Below are 16,629 nucleotides of genomic sequence, written 5' to 3'. Positions count from 1 at the left end.
CTCAACGTACTGACAAGTTCCTCCCATCTTTCCATCTCTGAAAAGACGCTCAAAACCTACCTTAATACTAGTGTGAGACTTGATACTTTCGCTTCACGGCAGCGCCCCGAAAGACACCACCACGCTCTAAAGCAAAACACCAAGCGCCCACACTTATCGGCTGTTAGTTTTTAAAGAACATTCACCAAAACCGCAGCATCCCATCCCTCAGAACACCACCGCTTTCGCGTCGCTGCGTTTGCAGCACAGAAACGAGATTATGTAGAACGTTTCGCTTTTCGTCAACAGGTTTTTTACCGCATCGTGACAAACTCCAAATCACGACCACCTGGACCTCAATTCCCTGCGAGGGCCGTCCTGCATGGCTCTCCAGCTACCGGAATAGAACTGCGAATCCCCTACTTCCCGCTTCTCTTCACCTCACCCAGAAGCGAAGAGGCCGAATTCTAGTGCGCCCTCACGGGTTGCGCAAGGGGTTTGTGAAAAGAATATCAAGCCGCAGGCGTTCCCTGGGGAATGGATCAGGAACGCGGCGTAAGCGCTGCGTCGAGGGTCGCAAAGTAAAAACCCCGCGGACCGTTGCCGGGCGCGGGGTTCAATTACATCTGACTACTTTTTGAAACTAATCTGGTGCCGGCTGCAGGACTCGAACCCGCCACCTTCTGATTACAAATCAACTGCTCTACCTGATGAGCTAAGCCGGCGAAGTCAGCGATATTACTTCATTTGACGACCTTGAGGTGAGCCCGGCCAGTGGATTTTGATCCATCGTCGTCGGGAGGCAACTCGTCGTCATCTCGTGTTGACGCGGCCGGTTCACGGCGTTCTATGCGCTCGGCGCCGCTCTCGTCCGGACCCAATTCCGATGAACGCGGTCCATCCAGACCCGAGACATCGGGCGCCGCGCCCAGTGCTGCGGGATCGACCGGAAACGCCATGCCCTGGCCATTTTCACGCGCGTAGATAGCGAGCACGTTGGCGACCTGCACCTCGATCTTGTGCGACTTGCCGGAAAACCGCGCGCTGAACTCAATCCACTCATTGCCCATCTGCAACTGGCTCGTCGCCTCGAAGCTGATGTTGAGCACGATCTCGTCGTTACGCACGAATTGCCGCGGCACGCGCGTTCCGTTATCCACACGAACTGCTATGTGCGGCGTGAAGCCGTTATCCGTGCACCACTCATAGAGCGCGCGCAACAGATACGGCTTGGTGGAGATTTCTTGCATCGGCTTGTCCTCTATCGATGCGAAACGCCGCCAGTCGACCCGGCGCGCTCCGCGATCGGATACGTCAGCGACGCATCACTTTTTCCGAAGGCGTCAGCGCTTCGATATAAGCCGGACGGCTAAAGATCCGCTCGGCATACTTCATCAAAGGCGCGGCGTTCTTCGACAGCTCGATGCCATAGTGATCCAGGCGCCACAGGAGCGGCGCAATGGCGACGTCGAGCATGGAGAACTCTTCGCCGAGCATGTACTTGTTCTTGAGAAAGATGGGCGCAAGCTGCGTCAGGCGATCGCGAATCGCGTTGCGCGCCTTCTCGTGATTCTTTTCGGCGGCTTTGCCCTTTTCGTTCTCGAGCGTGCCGACGTGCACGAACAGCTCTTTCTCGAAATTCAGCAGGAACAGCCGGGCACGCGCGCGCTGGACCGGATCGGCGGGCATCAGTTGCGGATGCGGGAAGCGCTCGTCGATGTATTCGTTGATGATGTTCGATTCGTACAGGATCAGGTCGCGTTCGACCAGAATCGGCACCTGGCCGTACGGGTTCATCACTGCGATGTCTTCGGGCTTGTTGAACAGGTCAACGTCGCGGATTTCGAAGTCCATGCCCTTTTCGAACAACACCAGCCGGCAGCGCTGGGAGAACGGGCAAGTAGTGCCGGAGTACAAAACCATCATGATTAAAAGTCCCTTCAGAAAACATAAGGGCCAGCGTGCGAAAAGCGCCTTCTGCGAGGCGCTTTGTCGACGCTGACCCACACCGATCGCGGCGTGTTATTTAATCTGCTTCCAGTATGCCGCGTTGAGGCGCCATGCCAAAAAGCTCAAAATTCCCAAGAACATCAGGACCCAGACGCCCAGCTGTTTTCGCGTCTGCTGGGCCGGTTCCGCCATCCACGAAAGGTACGAAACCAGATCGGCCATAGCCGAATCATAATCTACTGGCGACATCGTCCCCGGAGTGACTTGGGTATAACCCGCGAAATGTTTCACCTTTTCGCCAGTTTTTTCGTCGACTTCGGTATCGAATTTTGCGGTGCGCGTGCCCTGCAACTCCCACAGCACATGCGGCATTGCGACGTTTTCATACACCCGGTTGTTCCAGCCGGTCGGCCGGGTGTCGTCGCGATAAAAACTGCGCAAATACGTGTAGATCCAGTCCTTGCCGCGCGCCCTCGCCTCCACCGACAAATCCGGCGGCGCCGAACCGAACCACGCTTTTGCATCGTCCGGACGCATGGCGACGGTCATCGTGTTGCCGATCTTGTCCGTGGTGAACAGCAAGTTCGCCTGGATTTCCTTCGGATCGATGCCAATGTCCGTCAGCCGGTTGTAACGCATCAAATTCGCGCTGTGGCAATTCAGGCAGTAGTTTACAAACAATTTTGCGCCATGTTGGAGCGAAGCGAAATTTTCCGAACTGTCGGGCGCGGCGTCGAGCTGCGGGTTTTCTTGCGCGTGCGCCGGCGTCAAGCCGAACGCGACCAGCGACGCCCCGATCAGCACGAGGGCAGAGAGCCATTTTTTCATCGTTGTGTCTCCTGTGTCGACCAGAGTTGGCGCTGAGCGCCTTACCCTGGTCCCATGCAATCTGGCTGCGGCCATATCCCAAGCGAGGTCAATGCGGCTTGAACTGAACGCGGTCAGGCGGCTGCTTGAAGCGGCCGCGCGTCGTCCAGAAAGGCATGCCGAGGAAAAAGCCGAAATAAATCAGCGCGCATATCTGCGCAATCAACGTGCTGGCCGGCGACGGCGGTTTTGTGCCGAGATAGCCGAGCACGAAGAACGCGAACACAAAGACGCCGTAGAAGACCTTGTGGAAAAGCGGGCGGTATCGGATGGATTTGACCGGGCTCCGGTCAAGCCACGGAAGGAAGAAGAGCGATACCACCGCCGTTCCCATCACCACCACGCCCCAGAATTTCGATTCGGTCAGCGCCATGAACACGATCACGAGCAACGCCAGCACCGGCAAGCCGAAGCGCCACTTGCCGCGCCCGCGCAACAACGCCAGAACGCCAAGCAACGCGATGATCACCATCAGCACGATCTTGAACGGATCGGTGGTCGCGCGCAGCATTGCGTAGAAGGCGGTGAAGTACCAGACCGGCGCGATTTCGTTTGGCGTCTGCAGTGGGTTCGCCGGAACGAAATTGTTGGCTTCCAGGAAGTAGCCGCCCATTTCCGGCGCGAAGAACACGATCGCCGCGAAGATGAACAGGAACACGCACACACCCATGAAATCGTGGACCGAGTAGTACGGATGGAACGGGATGCCATCGAGCGGAATGCCCTTCTCGTCTTTCTTCGCCTTGATTTCGATACCGTCCGGATTGTTCGATCCGACTTCGTGCAACGCGACCAGATGCGCGACGACCAGCCCGATCAGGACCAGCGGGATGGCGACCACGTGGAACGCGAAAAACCGGTTCAGCGTGACGTCGGATACGACGTAATCGCCGCGAATCCAGAGCGACAGATCCGGGCCGATAAACGGGATGGCCGAGAACAGGTTCACGATCACCTGCGCGCCCCAGAACGACATTTGTCCCCACGGCAGCAAATAACCGAAGAACGCTTCGGCCATCAGGCACAGGAAAATAGCGCAGCCGAAGATCCAGACAAGTTCACGTGGCTTCCGATACGACCCGTACATCAGTCCGCGGAACATATGCAGATAGACGACGACAAAGAACATCGACGCGCCCGTGGAATGCATGTAGCGGATGAGCCAGCCCCACGGCACCTCGCGCATGATGTACTCGACCGATGCGAACGCCAGCGTCGCGTCGGGCTTGTAGTTCATCACGAGGAAAATGCCGGTGACGATCTGGATCACGAGCACCAGCAGTGCAAGCGAGCCGAAGAAGTACCAGAAGTTGAAGTTTTTCGGCGCGTAGTATTCGGAGACGTGCGCTTTCCAGGTCGATGTCAGCGGAAAACGCCTGTCGATCCAGCCCAGGAATCCGCTTGTCTCAACGTCTTTGTTCGTCGCCATTACGCTTCTCCCTTTTCGTCCTTGCCAATCACGAGTGACGTCGCCGAGGTAAACATGTACGGCGGAATGTCGAGGTTCTGCGGCGCTGGCTTGTTCTTGAAGACGCGGCCGGCCATGTCGTAGGTCGAACCGTGGCAGGGGCAGAGAAAACCGCCGGGCCAGTCATCGGGGAGATTGGGTTGCGCGCCTTCCTGGAAGCGCGGCGTGGGTGTGCAGCCGAGATGCGTGCAAACGGCGACGGCAACGAACAGGTTCTTGTGCTCCGGGCGCGAGCGGAATTCGTTGTTGCAGTATTCCGGCAGCGGCATCGTGAATTCTTTTTTCGAATGCGGATCGGCGAGTTCGGGATCGGCTTTCTTCACGTCGGCGAGCATTTCGTCAGTGCGGTTCACGATCCACACCGGCTTGCCGCGCCAGGCGACAGTCATCATGTCGCCAGGCTTGAGACCGGATATATCTACTTCGACCGGCGCGCCTGCCGCCTTGGCTTTTTCCGACGGTGCAAACGAACCGACAAACGGAATGACAGTGGCTACGCCACCAAGTCCGCCTGCTACGGTTGTCGCAATCAGCCAGGTCCTGCGGCCGCCGTCGACGCGTTGATCTTCGTTGTCTCGCATCACACGCCCCACTTCTGAGTTGGATTTATACCGTCAGTCCGTTCTACCGACGCTAGTGTGCGCGAATGGAGTCGTCATTTACAAGAGTTGAATAGCAAAAAACGCTCGAAGTCCTTCATTCTTAAGGGTTTCCCCGCACTTTTCAGTCACTCTTGAATGAAAGGGTTATTTACGGAGCATCATTAATTATTGCAGCGCAAGATAATCAGACGGGATTATCGATATCAATAAACACGTGCTCGATATCGAAATGTTCGGCCACATGGGCGCCGAGTGCCTGAACGCCATAACGCTCGGTCGCATGATGCCCGGCCGCAACATATGCCACGCCGCTTTCCGCCGCGATGTGCATGGTCTGCTCCGACACTTCGCCGCTAATGTAGACATCGGCGCCGGCGGCGATCGCTTCATCGAAGAAACCTTGCGCGCCGCCCGTACACCACGCCACGCGACGCAATTCCATATCCGGGTCGCCGAACACGAGCGGCTTGCGGCCGAGCTCGTTCTCGACTGTCGCGGTGAAGTGTTCGAGCGACAGCGACATGGGCAATGACGCAATCCAGCCGAGGTCCTGGTCGCCGAACCGGTTGTCCGCGATCAATCCGAGCCGCGCGCCGAGCTGCGCGTTGTTGCCGAACTCGGGATGCGAGTCGAGCGGCAGGTGGTAGGCAAACAGGTTAAGGTCGTTGGCAAGCAGCGTTTTCAGCCGCTGATATTTGCGTCCCGTGACCTGCGGCGCCTCGTTCTTCCAGAAATAGCCATGATGCACGAGCACAGCGTCCGCGCCCCATTCGATCGCGGCTTCGAGGAACGCCAGCGATGCCGTCACGCCCGTCGCCAGTTTCCCGACGCGACGCGAGCCTTCAACCTGCAATCCGTTCGGGCAATAGTCCTTGAAGCGTCCTATTTCCAACAGATTGTTCAGATACAATTCGAGTTCAATCCGATCCATGAATTCCTCTATTCCATCAAATGCTTAGACGCTTCTGGCTGTTTTTTGCCCAAGCGGTGACCGTGCTGTTGGCGCTGATGTTCATCGTCGCGACCTTGAAACCGCAGTGGCTTCAACGCCAGGGAACGTTCGGCAAGCAGCTCGCCGAACCGATCGTCGCGTTGCAGGAAGTGGCTCCCAGCATTGGTTCCCGGCCTGCTCAGTCGTCGTATGCGGATGGCGCGCAAAAAGCGATGCCCGCCGTGGTCAACGTTTTTTCCAGCAAGGACGGCACTTTGCCGCCCGACCCGCGCGCGAAAGATCCGTTGTTCCGGTACTTCTTCGGCGATAAAAACAAGCGCAAAGGCGACGAGACTCCCGCGTCGAATCTTGGTTCAGGCGTGATCGTCAGCTCCGAAGGCTACATTCTAACGAACCAGCATGTCGTCGACGGGGCGGATCAAATTGAAGTTGCACTCGCAGACGGCAGGACGTCATCGGCGAAGGTGATTGGTGTGGATCCTGAAACCGACCTCGCCGTGCTGAAGATCAACATGACGAACCTGCCGACCATCACGCTCGGCCGCATGGACCAGACGCGCGTGGGCGACGTGGTGCTTGCCATAGGCAATCCGTTCGGCGTCGGGCAGACGGTGACCATGGGGATTGTCAGCGCGCTCGGGCGCAATCACCTCGGCATCAATACGTTCGAGAATTTCATCCAGACGGACGCCGCGATCAACCCGGGTAATTCGGGTGGCGCGCTCGTGGATGTGAACGGCAATCTGCTCGGCATCAATACCGCGATTTATTCGCGCAGCGGCGGCTCGCTTGGTATCGGCTTTGCGATTCCGGTATCGACTGCGCGCAGCGTGCTGGAAAGCATCATTACGACGGGAACGGTCACCCGCGGCTGGATTGGCGTTGAACCGCAGGATGTGACGCCGGAAATCGCGGAATCGTTCGGACTCGACCAGAAGTCCGGCGCAATCGTGGCGGGCGTGCTGCAAGGCGGCCCCGCCGACAAAGCCGGCATCAAGCCAGGCGATATTCTGATCAGCATCAACGACGACGCCATCACCGACACGACGCGTTTGCTGAACGTCGTCGCGCAGATCAAGCCAGGGACATCGGTGAAAGTTCACTTGATGCGAAAGAGCAAGGAGCTGGACCTGAATGTGGTGATCGGCAAGCGGCCGATGCAGCCCAAGGCGCCTCAATCACCGGACGACGAAGGCGGCGACCAGGGCGGAGATCAGGGCGACGAGTAAGTAACTTATCCGGACGATGCAAATCAAAAGGCCGTTCCAACTCGACGTTGGAACGGCCTTTATGCTTTAGGTTAGCTGATGACAAACCGCTTACTCGGCATCCCTTTTGGCGTCCTCGGTGGCTTCCGCTTCCTGCACCTTGATTTTGTCCTTCCCGACTATGACTCGCGCTGCAATGATGCCGACCTCGTAAAGAATGATCAGCGGGATGGCCAGAATCAATTGGGAGAACACGTCCGGCGGCGTCACGACCGCTGAGATCACAAATGCGCCAACGATCACGTACGGCCGGATCTGCTTGAGCTTCGCGATCGTCACGAATCCCATGCGTGCCAGTATCACCACGATGATCGGGACCTCGAAGGTCACGCCGAACGCCAGGAACATGGTGAGCACGAAGCTCAGGTAATTATCGATATCCGTCGTCATTTCCGCGCCGAGCGGCGCGTTGTAATGCGCCATCACGCGGAAAATGGTCGGGAAGACGACGAAATACGCGAACGCCATGCCGCACAGGAACAGGAAGTAGCTGCTTCCGACCAGCGGCACGACCAGCTTCTTCTCGTGCTGATACAGCCCGGGCGCAATGAACGCCCAGATCTGATACAACACGATTGGCAACGCGATCACGAGCGCAACCATCATGGTCACTTTCATCGGCACGAAGAACGAGCCGGTGACGTCCGTGACGATCATCTTGCCGTCCTTCGGCAAGTTCTGCATCAGCGGCCGGGCGAGCAACCTGAAGATATTGGGCGCCCAATAAACCAGGCCGATAAACACGACGATGACTGAAGCGCCTGCGCGGATGATGCGGTCACGCAGTTCGACCAGGTGCGAGATGAACGTCTCTTCGACGGCCTCGTCTTTAATCTGTTGCGGGTCGCTCACGCCGGCCCTCTGCTGGGATTCATCGATGGAAGGGAAATTGGTGTTCGCGAATTCAAAGCGGCTGCGTCATCAGAAAAACCGCGTCGGACGGCGCAGCGTTTCTGGCGTATGCCGCGCTACACGCGCCGCGCCCGACTGAACGCGCGTCTTGCGTAACGACGTACGCTTATACCAGTTTGGAATGGCACTCTGCTTGACGCGCCAATTCTTGCGCTTGCCGGACGACGTGCCGCTGTCCGACGATGACCGCCACGTGTCGCCCGAAACATGCGTCAGATCCGGGTCGCCGCCGCCCGCGACGCTGTCGGACACCGATGTGCCCTGCTTCCAGGCATCGTTGAGTTCGTTCTCGTGCTGGCGCAGGTTGTCGTGAATCGTGTTCTCCACGTTCGACGCCGCCGTCTCGAACTCGGTACGCATCTTCTTCAGCTCGTCGAGTTCCATCTCACGCGAGACTTCGGCCTTGACGTCGTTGATGTACCGCTGCGCGCGCCCGAACAGCGCGCCGGCCGTCCGCGCCACGCCGGGCAGACGCTCCGGCCCGAGCACTACCAGCGCGACGACGCCGATCAGCGCCATTTTGGTCAGACCAAGGTCGAGCATGGAATCGAAGATCCTGAAGGTGACGAATGAATACGGCTGGAACTACACGGAGAACCGAGCCGGGCTTGGCTTACCGGTAGTCGCTCGAGCGCGTCTTGTCCTTCGCTTCCACGTCCACCGCGCCGTTGCGCGGCAGTTCGCGCTGCTCGGCCGGCGTCTCGCCTTCTTTCATGCCTTCCTTGAATCCCTTCACCGCGCCGCCCAGATCGCCGCCGATGTTACGCAGCTTCTTCGTGCCGAAAACCAGCGCCACGATCAACAACACGATCAACCAATGCCAAATGCTCAACGAACCCATGACTGAAAACTCTCCTTGGCTTCACCGGGATTGCTGCCCGCAGCGAAGAATGTGGACCTTTCGGCCCGAGTCGGAGCACTGACGCTCCGCTGATTAAACCGACAGTTTGCGCGCGCAATATTGCGATGAAAAGACGCTTTCGATTTCATTACATGAAAACAGCCTTGCTAGCCCATCCGGCGCCACGGCCGCTCGCCCGCAAGAATATGTGCGTGAATGTGATAAACCTCTTGCCCGCCACCCGGCCCAGTATTGATGACCGTACGAAATCCTGTGTCGCCGCCGGTGTATGAAACGCCGAGTTCCTTGGCGAGGCGCGCCGTCAGGCTCAGCATTCTACCAAGCAGCGGCGCATCGGCTTCGGTACAGCTCGACAGTGTCTCAATATGTTTACGCGGAATCACCAGCACATGGACGGGGGCGGCCGGATTGATATCGTGGAAAGCAACGAATTCATCGTCCTCATGGACTTTCTTGCTCGGAATTTCTCCCGCGGCGATCTTGCAGAAAATACAGTTCTCTTGGCTCATGTGTCTCGCGGGTAAATCCCGGTTATCAGTGCGCGGTTAAGTTCTGGTTCAAACCCAGGCGCGCGGTTGCAACGGCTTGTTCTCGTACAAAAACAGCCAGCCTTTTATGACCCGATACAAGGTCCAGATTCCGACCACGGCCAGAACGGGAAAACCGATCAGTACCCAGATCAGCGCAACGCCGATCACATGCCCGAGCAACGCCCACCAGAAAGTGCGGATCTGCCACTGGAAATGCGCTTCATATGGCGTCCCGACGACGTCGTCGCGTTTCAGGTAATTGATGATGATCGCAATCAGAACCGTCAATCCGCCGGTCAGCCAATAGGCCGCATAGAGCGCGTACAGCACGTGAGTCAGGGTGCGCAGTCCGCGTAGCCGCTCGGAATCGGCCGGGTTCTCGTAGACGGGCGGTGGATAAGGTTCGTACGGCTGATTCATTTCATCCTCCAGATGCCCTTCGATGCGAACCGGCGCCGCTTTTCAGCGGCCGTTTTCGTCCTGCTCGCGGTCGCGGGACTTGCGCAACGCTTTCTCTTCGATCCCCGACGTACCTTCGCGCCGCTCGAGTTCCGCGATGACTTCCGCTGGACCGAGATCGAAATGAGACAGCATCACGAGACAATGGAACCACAAGTCGGCCACTTCACCGACCAGCGCGTTGGGCGCACCACCGTGCCGAGCGTCCTTGGCGGCCAGCACGACTTCGGTGGCTTCTTCGCCGATCTTCTTCAGAACGGCGTCGTCACCTTTATGAAAGAGTCGTGAAACATAGGATTGTTCCGGATCGCCGCCCTTGCGGCTGTCGATAATCGCCGCGAGGCGCAGCAACGTGTCTTGCGTGGAAGTCGTGGATTCGGTCATTACTTGTAGATATGTTCGGGGTCCATCAAGACCGGTTCTACGGCGAGCCAGTCACCCGTTTCCACCGATCCTTCGAATTTTTGGAAAAAGCACGAATGACGGCCGGTATGGCAAGCGATGCCCGATACCTGCTCGACCTTCAGCAATACGACGTCTTCGTCGCAATCGAGCCGGACTTCGTGAACGTGCTGCACGTGTCCCGACTCCTCGCCCTTGAACCACAGGCGTTTGCGCGAGCGCGAGTAATACACGGCGCGCTTCAATTCGATGGTCTTTGCCAACGCCTCGCGGTTCATCCACGCGAACATCAGCACGTCGCCCGTGGCGGATTCCTGCGCGATCACCGGCACGAGACCGTTGTCGTCCCACTTGACCTTGTCGAGCCAGCCCGACGCTTCAGTTTGTGCAGTCACCGCTTAAATCCTCACCGATATACCCTGATCCGCCATGAAGCGTTTTGCTTCGCCGACCGTGTGTTCGCCATAGTGGAAGATGCTGGCAGCAAGCACCGCGTCGGCGTGACCTTCGGTGATGCCGTCGGCGAGATGCGCAAGCGACCCCACGCCGCCCGACGCAATCACCGGAATCGAGATCGCGTCCGATACCGCCCGCGTCAACGCAAGGTCGAAGCCGCTCTTGGTGCCGTCGCGATCCATGCTGGTCAGCAGGATTTCCCCGGCGCCGTACTCCGCCATCTTGCGCGCCCATTCGATCACATCGAGCCCGGTGTTCTTGCGTCCACCGTGCGTGAACACTTCCCAGCGCGGGGTTTCGTCGCCAGTGCTGACGCGCTTGGCGTCGATCGCGACCACAATGCACTGCGAACCATGTTTATCCGATGCGTCGCGCACCAGTTGCGGGTTCGACACCGCCGACGAATTCATGCTGATCTTGTCCGCACCCGCGTTCAGCAACCGCCGCACGTCTTCGACAGCCCGCACGCCGCCGCCAACGGTCAACGGAATGAAAACCTGCGACGCCACCTGCTCGATGATCGGCAGGATCAGATCACGTTGATCCGAAGTTGCGGTGATGTCGAGAAACGTGAGCTCGTCGGCGCCTTGATCGTCGTAGCGACGGGCAATTTCCACGGGGTCGCCCGCATCGCGCAATTCGAGGAAGTTGACGCCCTTGACCACGCGGCCAGCGGTGACGTCGAGACACGGGATGATGCGTTTAGCGAGAGCCATAGTCTTGCAAATGCCGTTTTGCTGCGAGTGAATGCTGACGAAGGCGCGGCGGTCTCAGACTTGAAACCGCCATCGGGAAAAGATGCTGCGTCGGCGCAAATGCGCATTGAGCGGCCATCAAAGACGCTGGCGGCTTGAATGAAGCGCCGCGCAGCAATGCTGCTTCAGGCGTCGTCCGCTTCGCGCAGTTTGTCCGCGCGTGCTTGCGCAGCGGTGAAATCCAGGTCGCCCGAGTAAATCGCGCGGCCGCAGATTACGCCTTCAATGCCTTCGTCTTCGACTTCGCATAACGAGTCGATATCGCCGATATTGGACAGGCCGCCGCTTGCGATCACCGGAATCTTGACGGCTTGGGCGAGCCGCACAGTCGCTTCGATGTTGATGCCCTGCAGCATGCCGTCGCGGCCAATGTCCGTGTAGATGATCGCTTCACAGCCGTAATCCTCGAACTTGCGGCCGAGGTCAATGACTTCGTGACCGGTCAGCTTGCTCCAGCCGTCGGTTGCGACCTTGCCGTCTTTCGCGTCCAGACCGACGATGATATGGCCCGCAAAAGCGGTACACGCGTCTTGCAGGAAACCTGGATTCTTGACCGCCGCCGTGCCGATGATCACGTACTCCAGACCATCGTCCAGATAGCGTTCGATGGTATTCAGGTCACGAATCCCGCCGCCGAGCTGCACCGGGATGTCGCTGCCGACTTCCTTGATGATCGCGCGGATGGCGTCTTCGTTTTTAGGCTTGCCGGCAAATGCGCCGTTCAGGTCGACGAGATGCAGCCGCCGCGCGCCTCGCTCGAGCCAGAGCCGGGCCATTGCCGCCGGATCTTCGGAAAAAATGGTCGCCTGGTCCATATCGCCTTGTTTGAGGCGTACGCACTGACCGTCTTTTAGATCGATGGCCGGAATGAGCAACATAGAAATAGCGTTAAAGGAAAGGGTTGATCGAACGATTGCGAATCTGGGCGGAGCGCCGCTTTTCGCCTACCGTCTCGCTAGTGTAGTACAAGTAATGCGCACGTCACGGCTGCAAACGGCATAAGCCAAAACGTCAGAATTACGCCGCGCAGACATCACGGATTCCAGTGAACGAAGTTACGGTACAGGCGCAATCCGGCATCGGCGCTCTTCTCCGGATGGAATTGGGTGGCGAAGAGGTTATCGCGGGCAATCGCGGACGTGAAAGGCGCCCCGTACAGGGTTTCGCCGGACGTGTGCGCCGGGTTGTCCGGCACACCGTAATAACTATGCACGAAATAGAAAAACGAGTCGTCAGGCACGCCTTCCCAGATCGGGTGGTGCTGCGCCTGACGCACACGGTTCCAGCCCATTTGCGGGACCTTGAAGCGCGAACCGTCGTCCTGCAACTGCCCTTCCAGATCGAAACGCACGACCTTGCCCGGCACGAGACCCAGGCCATTCGTGCCGTCAGTGCCGCCTTCCTCGCTCCAGTCGAACAGCATTTGCTCGCCCACGCACACGCCGAGCATCGGCTTGTTCCGCGCGGCTTCCATGACGGCTTCCTGCAAGCCCGACGCGCTGAAATGCGCCATACAGTCGCGCATTGCGCCCTGTCCCGGCAACACGATCCGGTCGGCCGCACGGATGGCTTCCGGCTGCTCGACGATCGCCACGTCCGCTTCCGGCGCGGCATGGCACAGCGCCTGGTACACGGAGCGCAGGTTGCCCATGCCGTAATCCACGATTGCTATCGAAGTTTTCATCGAAGTCACTAAAACAACGCTATTTCAGGGAGGGGATCAACGCCTTCAATCCATTGACGATAAATTCGACCGCCAGCGCCGACAACATCAGACCCATCAGCCGCGTACCAATGTTGATACCCGTTCGGCCGACCCAGGTTGCGATCGGCTCGGCCAGGCTCATCGCGCCGTAGCACAACACGGCCAGCACGCCGCCAATCATGACGAGACCAATGCGGTCGTACCAGTGCGCCACGCTTGCAGAATAGATGATTACCGTGCTGATCGAACCCGGCCCCGTCAGAAGAGGAATGGCCAGCGGCACGACCGCGATGCTGTTCTTGATCTCGGCTTCGTGCCGCTCTTCCGGCGTGGAGCGCGCGTTGCCAGTCTGCGCGTTCAACATGTTGATTGCCATCAGCAACATGATGATCCCGCCGCCGACTTCAAGCGATCCTACGGAAATGCCGAAGAACGCGATGATTTGCTGTCCGAGCAATGCCGTCACCGCGATCACGCAGAACACCGAAATGGACGCGATCCGGATCGTGCCCGCTTTTTCCGAGCGCGACATTTCGGTCGTCAGGCTCAGGAAAAACGGAATCGCGCCGACCGGATTGATCAGCGCGAGCAGGGATATAAACGATTTGAGTAGGTTCATCGCGGGCCGTCACGGCGTTGCATGGTGCAAACCGTGGCGTTTATCCGGCTTTAGAGGCTGCCCTTGGTAGATGGAATCTGCCCGGCCGCGCGTTCGTCCAATTCCACGGCCATGCGCAGCGCGCGCCCGAACGCCTTGAAGACGGTTTCCACCTGATGGTGCGCGTTGATGCCACGCAAATTGTCGATGTGAAGCGTTACGCCCGCGTGATTCACGAAGCCGCGGAAGAATTCGATGGTCAGGTCCACGTCGAACGTACCAATGCGCGCGCGCGTGAACGGCACGTTGAATTCCAGGCCCGGACGGCCCGAAAAGTCGATCACGACACGCGACAACGCTTCGTCGAGCGGCACGTACGAGTGGCCGTACCGGCGAATGCCCTTGCGGTCGCCGATTGCCTTCGCCACCGCCTGGCCCAGCGTGATGCCCGTGTCTTCGACCGTGTGATGGTCGTCGATATGGAGGTCGCCATGCGCTTCGACGTCGAGGTCGATCAGGCCGTGACGCGCGATCTGGTCCAGCATGTGGTCGAGAAACGGCACGCCGGTCGCAAGTTTTTGTTTGCCGGTGCCATCCAGATCGAGCTTCACACGGATCTGCGTTTCGCTGGTGTTGCGAACGACTTCCGCAATGCGCATGGTATTTCCTTCGGGACTTTTAAGAGAATTCAGTGCAACGCGAGTTTCAAAGCGGCGATCATTTGCGCGTTCTCTTGCGCCGATCCAACCGTCAAACGCACGCAATTTGCCAATAACGGATGCATTTTACTCACGTTTTTGATCAAAACCCGCGATGTCAGCAGGGTTTCGAAGACGGCTGCGGCATCCGGAACACGAACCAGCAGAAAGTTGCCGGCGCTGGGATAAACGGTCGCGCCGGGGAGCGCTGCGACGGCCTGTTCCAGACGTGTGCGTTCGAGGCGAAGTCCGGCGGCCTGGGCATCGAGCACATCGAGGTGATCCAGCATGAAATCCGCGGCCGCCTGCGTCAGCACGTTGATGTTGTAAGGCGGGCGGACCTTGTCGAACTCGGTGATCCATGACGCCTTGCCGGCCAGGTAACCGAGGCGGATGCCGGCCAGACCGAGCTTCGAAAACGTGCGCATGACCACCACGTTGTCGAACTCGGCGGCGCGCGGCAGCCAGCTTTGCTGCGCGAACGGCTGATAGGCTTCATCAATTACGACAAGACTGCCCGATGCCGCCGCGATCACGCGTTCCATATCGGCGTCGTCGTAAAGCGTGCCGGTGGGATTGTTCGGGTACGCGAGATACACCAGCGCCGGATTGTGCGTTTCGATAGCGGCGATGAGCGTGTCGGCATCGAGCGTGAAGTCGTCGTTCAAAGGCACGCCGATGAATTCCAGCCCCGCGAATTTTGCCGAGATTGCATACATCACGAAGCCCGGAACGGGCGCGATCACCTTGGCTCCGGGCTTCGCGCACGCAACCGACATCATGCTGATCAGTTCGTCCGAACCATTGCCGAGCAGGACTTCGCACGCAGCGGGAACCTGCATCACGCGCTTGATCTTCTCGATCAACGCGGTGGGGCGCGGCTCGGGATAGCGGTTCAGCGCGACATCGGCGAGCCGTTCGCCTAGTCTGGACGCGAGTTCTGCCGGCAGCCGATACGGATTTTCCATCGCGTCCAGCTTCACCAGGCCGGTGGAATTCGGCACGGGATAGCACGTCATCGCGAGGACGTCGGGGCGGAGAATGTCTTGTGGTCGTGTCATGGTCTGCGAACTTCCGGGCGGCTTTTGAGCCGCCTCCTATAAGTGTAGTGTTACTGCGCCGTGTTTTTCATCCGGTACTCAGCGCTGCGGGCATGCGCCTGCAGGCCCTCCCCGTAGGCCAGTTCCGCTGCGATTTCCCCGAGCGTCTGCGCGCCTTCCGCGCTGACTTCGATAACGCTCGAACGCTTGATGAAGTCATACACGCCAAGCGGCGATGAGAACCGCGCCGTACGCGATGTCGGCAAAACGTGGTTCGGTCCCGCGCAGTAATCGCCGAGACTTTCGCTCGTGTAGCGGCCGAGGAAGATCGCGCCCGCGTGACGGATCAGCGCGCCCCATTGATGCGGATCGAGCGCTGAAATCTCCAGGTGTTCCGGCGCGATGTCGTTGGCGATCGCGCACGCTTCGTTCATGTCGGCGACCTTGATCAACGCGCCGCGATCTTCCAGCGAGCGCTGGATCACGTCGCGACGCGGCAACGTGGGCAGCAATTCGTTGATTGCGTCTTCCACGCGCTGGATGAACGCGGCGTCCGGGCACAGCAGGATGGATTGCGCGAGTTCGTCGTGCTCGGCTTGCGAGAAGAGATCCATGGCGACCCAGCGCGGGTCCGTGGTTCCGTCGCAGATGATCAGGATTTCCGACGGTCCCGCGATCATGTCGATACCGACCGTGCCGAACACGCGCCGTTTCGCCGAGGCCACGTACGCGTTGCCGGGGCCGCAGATTTTATCGACGGCCGGGATGGATTGCGTGCCGTACGCGAGCGCGCCAACTGCCTGCGCGCCGCCGATGGTGAACACGCGATCCACACCACCCAGCAACGCCGCCGCCAGCACCAGCGGATTCTTCACGCCGTCCGGCGTGGGCACGACCATCACGATTTCCTTCACACCGGCAACCCGCGCAGGAATCGCATTCATCAGCACGGACGACGGATACGCCGCCTTGCCGCCCGGCACGTAGATTCCGGCGCGATCCAGCGGCGTGACTTTCTGGCCGAGCATGGTGCCGTCGGCTTCAGTGTATTGCCAGCTATGGCTGCCACACTCGATTCGCTGCTTCTCGTGATACCCGCGCACGCGCGCCGCCGCTGCTTCGAGCA

The 16,629-nt window shown here is 59.0% G+C and carries 21 protein-coding genes and 1 tRNA gene; 1 reads left to right on the top strand and 21 read right to left on the bottom strand.

The window, feature by feature from the left end; genetic code table 11:
• Positions 1-628 precede the first annotated feature (628 nt).
• The 7 genes from ACRXB1_RS13150 to ACRXB1_RS13120 all read right to left on the bottom strand — a co-directional run bounded on the left by ACRXB1_RS13150 (position 629) and on the right by ACRXB1_RS13120 (position 5,797).
• A tRNA-Thr gene (locus ACRXB1_RS13150) sits at positions 629-704 on the bottom strand.
• Between the two features lie 18 nt (positions 705-722).
• On the bottom strand, positions 723-1,229 hold the full coding sequence (locus ACRXB1_RS13145; RefSeq protein ID WP_062000424.1) for a ClpXP protease specificity-enhancing factor: 507 nt from the start codon (positions 1,227-1,229) through the stop codon (positions 723-725).
• A gap of 64 nt (positions 1,230-1,293) precedes the next feature.
• A complete protein-coding gene (locus ACRXB1_RS13140; RefSeq protein ID WP_031362199.1) occupies positions 1,294-1,905 on the bottom strand; it encodes a glutathione S-transferase N-terminal domain-containing protein in 612 nt (203 codons plus the stop codon).
• 96 nt (positions 1,906-2,001) lie between these two features.
• The gene (locus ACRXB1_RS13135; RefSeq protein WP_062168090.1) at positions 2,002-2,757 is read right to left on the bottom strand and encodes a cytochrome c1; all 756 of its coding nucleotides are present in this window, start codon (positions 2,755-2,757) and stop codon (positions 2,002-2,004) included.
• Positions 2,758-2,845: 88 nt separating this feature from the next.
• Positions 2,846-4,225: a cytochrome b gene (locus ACRXB1_RS13130; protein ID WP_449492241.1), complete on the bottom strand. Its 1,380-nt coding sequence runs from the start codon at positions 4,223-4,225 to the stop codon at positions 2,846-2,848.
• Positions 4,225-4,845, bottom strand: coding sequence for a ubiquinol-cytochrome c reductase iron-sulfur subunit (gene petA, locus ACRXB1_RS13125; RefSeq protein ID WP_086382598.1), 621 nt, complete (start codon positions 4,843-4,845; stop codon positions 4,225-4,227). Before petA ends, ACRXB1_RS13130 begins: the two co-directional genes overlap by 1 nt.
• Positions 4,846-5,050: 205 nt before the next feature.
• Positions 5,051-5,797, bottom strand: a complete 747-nt coding sequence (locus ACRXB1_RS13120) for a Nif3-like dinuclear metal center hexameric protein (RefSeq protein WP_062000428.1) — start codon at positions 5,795-5,797, stop codon at positions 5,051-5,053.
• 20 nt (positions 5,798-5,817) lie between these two features.
• On the opposite strand from ACRXB1_RS13120, the gene ACRXB1_RS13115 reads away from it, so the two are divergent.
• Positions 5,818-7,047, top strand: a complete 1,230-nt coding sequence (locus ACRXB1_RS13115) for a S1C family serine protease (RefSeq protein WP_062168094.1) — start codon at positions 5,818-5,820, stop codon at positions 7,045-7,047.
• A 90-nt stretch (positions 7,048-7,137) separates the two neighbouring features.
• On the opposite strand, the gene tatC is transcribed toward ACRXB1_RS13115, so the two are convergent.
• The 14 genes from tatC to hisD all read right to left on the bottom strand — a co-directional run.
• Positions 7,138-7,938, bottom strand: coding sequence for a twin-arginine translocase subunit TatC (tatC, locus tag ACRXB1_RS13110; RefSeq protein ID WP_062000430.1), 801 nt, complete (start codon positions 7,936-7,938; stop codon positions 7,138-7,140).
• A 69-nt stretch (positions 7,939-8,007) separates the two neighbouring features.
• Positions 8,008-8,541 (bottom strand): Sec-independent protein translocase protein TatB, encoded by a 534-nt coding sequence (gene tatB, locus ACRXB1_RS13105; RefSeq protein ID WP_075358639.1) that lies wholly within the window; start codon positions 8,539-8,541, stop codon positions 8,008-8,010.
• Positions 8,542-8,611: 70 nt separating this feature from the next.
• Entirely contained in the window at positions 8,612-8,839 is a 228-nt protein-coding gene (gene tatA / locus ACRXB1_RS13100; protein WP_056355605.1) for a Sec-independent protein translocase subunit TatA, read from the bottom strand.
• A 167-nt stretch (positions 8,840-9,006) separates the two neighbouring features.
• On the bottom strand, positions 9,007-9,369 hold the full coding sequence (locus tag ACRXB1_RS13095) for a histidine triad nucleotide-binding protein (protein ID WP_056355601.1): 363 nt from the start codon (positions 9,367-9,369) through the stop codon (positions 9,007-9,009).
• Between the two features lie 48 nt (positions 9,370-9,417).
• A complete protein-coding gene (locus ACRXB1_RS13090) occupies positions 9,418-9,810 on the bottom strand; it encodes a DUF4870 family protein (protein ID WP_062168100.1) in 393 nt (130 codons plus the stop codon).
• 42 nt (positions 9,811-9,852) lie between these two features.
• Complete coding sequence (locus tag ACRXB1_RS13085; RefSeq protein WP_062168101.1) at positions 9,853-10,233, bottom strand: phosphoribosyl-ATP diphosphatase; 381 nt, start codon at positions 10,231-10,233, stop codon at positions 9,853-9,855.
• Positions 10,233-10,646: a phosphoribosyl-AMP cyclohydrolase gene (hisI, locus tag ACRXB1_RS13080; RefSeq protein WP_062000436.1), complete on the bottom strand. Its 414-nt coding sequence runs from the start codon at positions 10,644-10,646 to the stop codon at positions 10,233-10,235. Before hisI ends, ACRXB1_RS13085 begins: the two co-directional genes overlap by 1 nt.
• A gap of 3 nt (positions 10,647-10,649) precedes the next feature.
• On the bottom strand, positions 10,650-11,423 hold the full coding sequence (hisF, locus tag ACRXB1_RS13075) for an imidazole glycerol phosphate synthase subunit HisF (RefSeq protein WP_062000437.1): 774 nt from the start codon (positions 11,421-11,423) through the stop codon (positions 10,650-10,652).
• 164 nt (positions 11,424-11,587) lie between these two features.
• On the bottom strand, positions 11,588-12,340 hold the full coding sequence (gene hisA / locus ACRXB1_RS13070; RefSeq protein ID WP_062000438.1) for a 1-(5-phosphoribosyl)-5-[(5-phosphoribosylamino)methylideneamino]imidazole-4-carboxamide isomerase: 753 nt from the start codon (positions 12,338-12,340) through the stop codon (positions 11,588-11,590).
• A gap of 155 nt (positions 12,341-12,495) precedes the next feature.
• Entirely contained in the window at positions 12,496-13,146 is a 651-nt protein-coding gene (hisH, locus tag ACRXB1_RS13065; RefSeq protein WP_449492240.1) for an imidazole glycerol phosphate synthase subunit HisH, read from the bottom strand.
• Between the two features lie 19 nt (positions 13,147-13,165).
• A complete protein-coding gene (locus ACRXB1_RS13060) occupies positions 13,166-13,786 on the bottom strand; it encodes a MarC family protein (protein ID WP_062000440.1) in 621 nt (206 codons plus the stop codon).
• Positions 13,787-13,836: 50 nt separating this feature from the next.
• Positions 13,837-14,424, bottom strand: a complete 588-nt coding sequence (gene hisB / locus ACRXB1_RS13055; protein WP_056355581.1) for an imidazoleglycerol-phosphate dehydratase HisB — start codon at positions 14,422-14,424, stop codon at positions 13,837-13,839.
• 29 nt (positions 14,425-14,453) lie between these two features.
• Entirely contained in the window at positions 14,454-15,524 is a 1,071-nt protein-coding gene (hisC, locus tag ACRXB1_RS13050; protein ID WP_449492239.1) for a histidinol-phosphate transaminase, read from the bottom strand.
• 50 nt (positions 15,525-15,574) lie between these two features.
• On the bottom strand, positions 15,575-16,629 hold a 1,055-nt coding region (gene hisD / locus ACRXB1_RS13045; RefSeq protein ID WP_449492238.1), incomplete at its 5' end, for a histidinol dehydrogenase.

The sequence above is a fragment of the Caballeronia sp. M23-90 genome, from assembly GCF_053574605.1.
Note: the sequence above shows the minus strand (reverse complement) of the source record. Positions and strands in the feature narration are given on the sequence as shown.